This window comes from Acinetobacter sp. 742879 (genome assembly GCF_000588535.1).
Lineage (GTDB): Bacteria > Pseudomonadota > Gammaproteobacteria > Pseudomonadales > Moraxellaceae > Acinetobacter > Acinetobacter pittii.
In genome coordinates, this window is the sequence record NZ_JFYC01000031.1 from 1 (window position 1) to 3,695 (window position 3,695).

5 protein-coding genes and 3 tRNA genes are annotated in these 3,695 nt (G+C 40.9%); 4 read left to right on the forward strand and 4 right to left on the reverse strand.

Features of this window, described 5'->3' with window-relative positions; all coding sequences use genetic code 11:
• Positions 1–455: imidazole glycerol phosphate synthase subunit HisH (gene hisH / locus J690_RS23290; RefSeq protein ID WP_032038787.1), on the reverse strand; the 455-nt coding region annotated here is incomplete at its 3' end.
• Positions 455–1,048: an imidazoleglycerol-phosphate dehydratase HisB gene (gene hisB, locus J690_RS23295; RefSeq protein WP_002116767.1), complete on the reverse strand. Its 594-nt coding sequence runs from the start codon at positions 1,046–1,048 to the stop codon at positions 455–457. The genes hisB and hisH, both read right to left, overlap by 1 nt.
• 102 nt (positions 1,049–1,150) lie before the next feature.
• Between hisB and J690_RS23300 the strand changes: the two genes are divergently transcribed.
• The 4 genes from J690_RS23300 to J690_RS23315 all read left to right on the forward strand — a co-directional run bounded on the left by J690_RS23300 (position 1,151) and on the right by J690_RS23315 (position 2,120).
• Positions 1,151–1,534: a GNAT family N-acetyltransferase gene (locus J690_RS23300; protein ID WP_002116928.1), complete on the forward strand. Its 384-nt coding sequence runs from the start codon at positions 1,151–1,153 to the stop codon at positions 1,532–1,534.
• Positions 1,535–1,640: 106 nt separating this feature from the next.
• Positions 1,641–1,716, forward strand: a tRNA-Phe gene (locus J690_RS23305).
• Positions 1,717–1,842: 126 nt separating this feature from the next.
• Positions 1,843–1,918 (forward strand) — tRNA-Phe (locus J690_RS23310).
• A 126-nt stretch (positions 1,919–2,044) separates the two neighbouring features.
• Positions 2,045–2,120, forward strand: a tRNA-Phe gene (locus J690_RS23315).
• Positions 2,121–2,287: 167 nt separating this feature from the next.
• Here the strand turns inward: J690_RS23315 and J690_RS23320 are convergent.
• The gene (locus tag J690_RS23320) at positions 2,288–2,719 is read right to left on the reverse strand and encodes a GNAT family acetyltransferase (RefSeq protein ID WP_032036583.1); all 432 of its coding nucleotides are present in this window, start codon (positions 2,717–2,719) and stop codon (positions 2,288–2,290) included.
• Positions 2,720–2,849: 130 nt separating this feature from the next.
• A partial coding sequence (locus tag J690_RS23325) for an acetyl-CoA hydrolase/transferase C-terminal domain-containing protein (RefSeq protein WP_032038790.1) occupies positions 2,850–3,695 on the reverse strand: 846 nt, incomplete at its 5' end.

Sequence of the window (3,695 nt, forward strand, 5' to 3'; positions counted from 1 at the left end):
ACATAGTAACTATGTACAAAGTAGAAGCGAGCATCTTGTTCGATGTTGTTCCACATTGGATGGCTTGGGTCCATTTGGTGAACTTGGTTCCAGCCCATGTGTGGTACTTTCAAACCTTCCATTTGAGGGAAATGTTTTACTACGCCGTCAAAAATACCTAATGCGTCTACACCGCCATTTTCTTCAGAACTTTGTAGCAATGCTTGCATACCTACACAAATCGCAAGAACAGGTTTATTAAAAGCAGCTTTACGTACAACTTCATCAATACCTGCTTCACGCATACCTTGCATACAGTCACGCATTGCACCCACACCTGGAAAAACAATTTTGTCGGCTCGTGCAATTAACTTTGGATCATTGGTCACATCGACTGTAGCGCCCACATGCTCAAGTGCTTTAGCTGCTGAGTGTAGATTGCCCATGCCATAATCAAGTAACGCGATACGTGTCATTAGAGGCTACCTTTTGTCGATGCAATCGTGTTTTCTGCACGTGGATCAACTTCACATGCCATACGTAAAGCACGAGCAAGTGCTTTAAAAACACTTTCGATTTGATGGTGGCTATTTTTACCTTTTAAGTTATCGATGTGTAAGGTCATAAGCGCATGGTTTACGAAACCTTGGAAAAACTCAGAAAATAAATCGACATCAAATGTACCGATGCGCGCACGAGTAAATGGAATATCCATGAATAAACCCGGACGACCAGATAAATCTACAACAACGCGAGATAAAGCTTCGTCTAATGGTGCATAAAAATGACCATAGCGTTTTAAACCTTTTTTATCGCCCAAAGCTTGTGCAAAAGCTTGTCCAAGCGTGATACCACAGTCTTCTACGGTGTGGTGATCATCAATCTCGAGGTCTCCGTCACAATGAATATCGATATCAAATAAGCCATGTCGCTTGATTTGATCAATCATATGGTCTAAAAATGGAACTCCAGTGTTTAGTGTGCCTTGACCAGTACCGTCGAGATTTAAACGAACTCGAATTTTGGTTTCATTGGTATTTCTAACCACTTCACTGATACGTTGCGTCATGGACACGTTCCTCAAAAAACGTCAAAAATGATTGGATGTTAACGACAATTTCGCTGTGACGAATTCGTGACAGCATCATAGTTTGCTCAGGAGGGTTAATCAATGCCTATTACCGTACATGCTTATAGTTCTCTAGATAATTCAGAGATCCGCGATCAGCTTGAGCGACTGTATGATACAAGTCCGGAGTTTGGTGACGGGCACGATGCGATTGAACAACTTGAACAAGATTTACAACAGTATACCACGCTATACACTGCCGAATTTAACACCAAAATTATAGGTGCAATTTGGTCTTCAGGACAAGGCGAAAGCAAGGTTCTTGAATATATTGTTGTGCACCCTGCGAACCGTGGTCGTGGGGTAGCTGAGCGCTTAGTCGAAGAAGCTTGCCGCATAGAAGAGTCAAAAGGTGTTAAAACTTTTGAACCAGGCTGTGGCGCGATTCATCGCTGTTTGGCTCACATTGGTAAACTACATCACTAAAAGCTTCTATTATTTTGTGGTTGTGATTTAAAAATAATCACTTGTTACAAAAAACACGGAAGTTGCTTGACGTCTTCTTATAAACATTGTTTAATACGCCCAATTCGGCGTGATAGCTCAGTAGGTAGAGCAACGGATTGAAAATCCGTGTGTCCCCAGTTCGATCCTGGGTCTCGCCACCATTATTTGTGTTTTCAATCCCTGATCCCATCAGGGATTTTTTTTAAGTATAAAAAATACTCATTTAAATCAGAAACTCAGGATAATTGTTGACTATTGTTCTGAGATACGGCTTAATACAGGCCATCGGCGTGATAGCTCAGTAGGTAGAGCAACGGATTGAAAATCCGTGTGTCCCCAGTTCGATCCTGGGTCTCGCCACCATTATTTGTGTTTTCAATCCCTGATCCCATCAGGGATTTTTTTTAAGTATAAAAAATACTCATTTAAATCAGAAACTCAGGATAATTGTTGACTATTGTTCTGAGATACGGCTTAATACAGGCCATCGGCGTGATAGCTCAGTAGGTAGAGCAACGGATTGAAAATCCGTGTGTCCCCAGTTCGATCCTGGGTCTCGCCACCATATTCGAAAAAGCCCCATATATAATGTATGGGGCTTTTTTCATGCCTGTTTATTTAATAAAAATATTAAGACCTTACCTGTGTATAAATCTCATTTTATCCACAAGCAAAGAGTTATCCCCAATATTGCCTTAACTTTCTAAAAATGGCTCAACTGAAAACTTGTCTCTAATCGTGAGAACTATCACGAATAAGTCGTTTTCCTAAGCACACTGCTTCTATCTCGTCATAGCCAAGCTGTTCGTAAAAGTTCAACACATTCAAATTGTCTTTACGGACTAATAATTGAAGTTTTGGGCAGCCGCGAGCAATCAGTCGCTTCTCAAGCTGCTGAACAAGCGCTGTAGCGATTCCTAAGCGTTGTTGGTGGGGGTGAACAGCCAAATAGTTAATCCAGCCTCTATGGCCGTCGTAGCCGCCCATAAGCGTGCCAATCAGTTGCTCATCTTTAATAGCAACCAAAAACAAATCATCCTGTTGCGAGACTTTCCTGAAAATATCGGTTTCAGGATTATTCCAAGGACGGGTTAGACCACAGCTTTCCCATAAAATAACGACATCATCCAGATCTGCATTTGTAAATTGACGAATAATAAACATATGGATTTCTACTTTTTGTTTTGATGTGCTGAAAAGATAAAATAAAAATTCGGGCTTGAGCAGTTTTTTATTAATAATTTAAACAAATAAAAAAGCACCCCCGAAGGAGTGCTTGAATTAAACCAGTGATTTAAGCTGATTTTGCAACTGGTGCTGCTTGAAGCATTTGACCTGTTTCTTCGAAGTTTGCATGCCAAGACAATGCTTCACGAAGTAAGTGAGGAGTATGTCCACCTTTCGTACATGCACGGTCAAAGTAGTCATTTAATGCATCACGATAAAGTGGGTGTACACAATTATCAATAATAGCGCGAGCGCGTTCACGAGGCGCTAAACCGCGTAAGTCTGCTAAACCTTGCTCTGTCACTAAAATATCAACGTCGTGTTCACTGTGATCAACGTGGCTTACCATTGGTACGATAGAAGAGATATCGCCGCCTTTAGCAATTGATTTGGTTACAAAGATCGCCAAGTGAGCGTTACGAGCGAAGTCACCTGAACCACCAATACCGTTCATCATTTTAGTACCACACACGTGAGTTGAGTTCACGTTACCGTAAATATCAAACTCAAGCGCAGTGTTAATGCCGATAATCCCTAAACGACGAACCAATTCAGGATGGTTAGAAATTTCTTGTGGACGAAGCACTAATTTGTCTTTGTAAGCTTCGATATTGCCAAAAACTTTTTCACCACATTTTGCAGAAAGGGTAATTGAGCTACCAGAAGCAAATTTCATTTTGCCTGCATCAATGAGTTCAAAAGTACAGTCTTGTAGTACTTCTGAGTACATGATGAGGTCTTCAAAATCAGAATCTTTTAAACCTGTTAATACAGCGTTGGCAATAGAACCAATTCCTGCTTGTAATGGACCAAGGTTTTTCGGTAAACGACCTTCTGCAACTTCTTTATTAAAGAAAGCAATTAAGTGGTTTGCAATGCCTTGAGTCTCATCATCTGGAGGAGTTACTGTTGA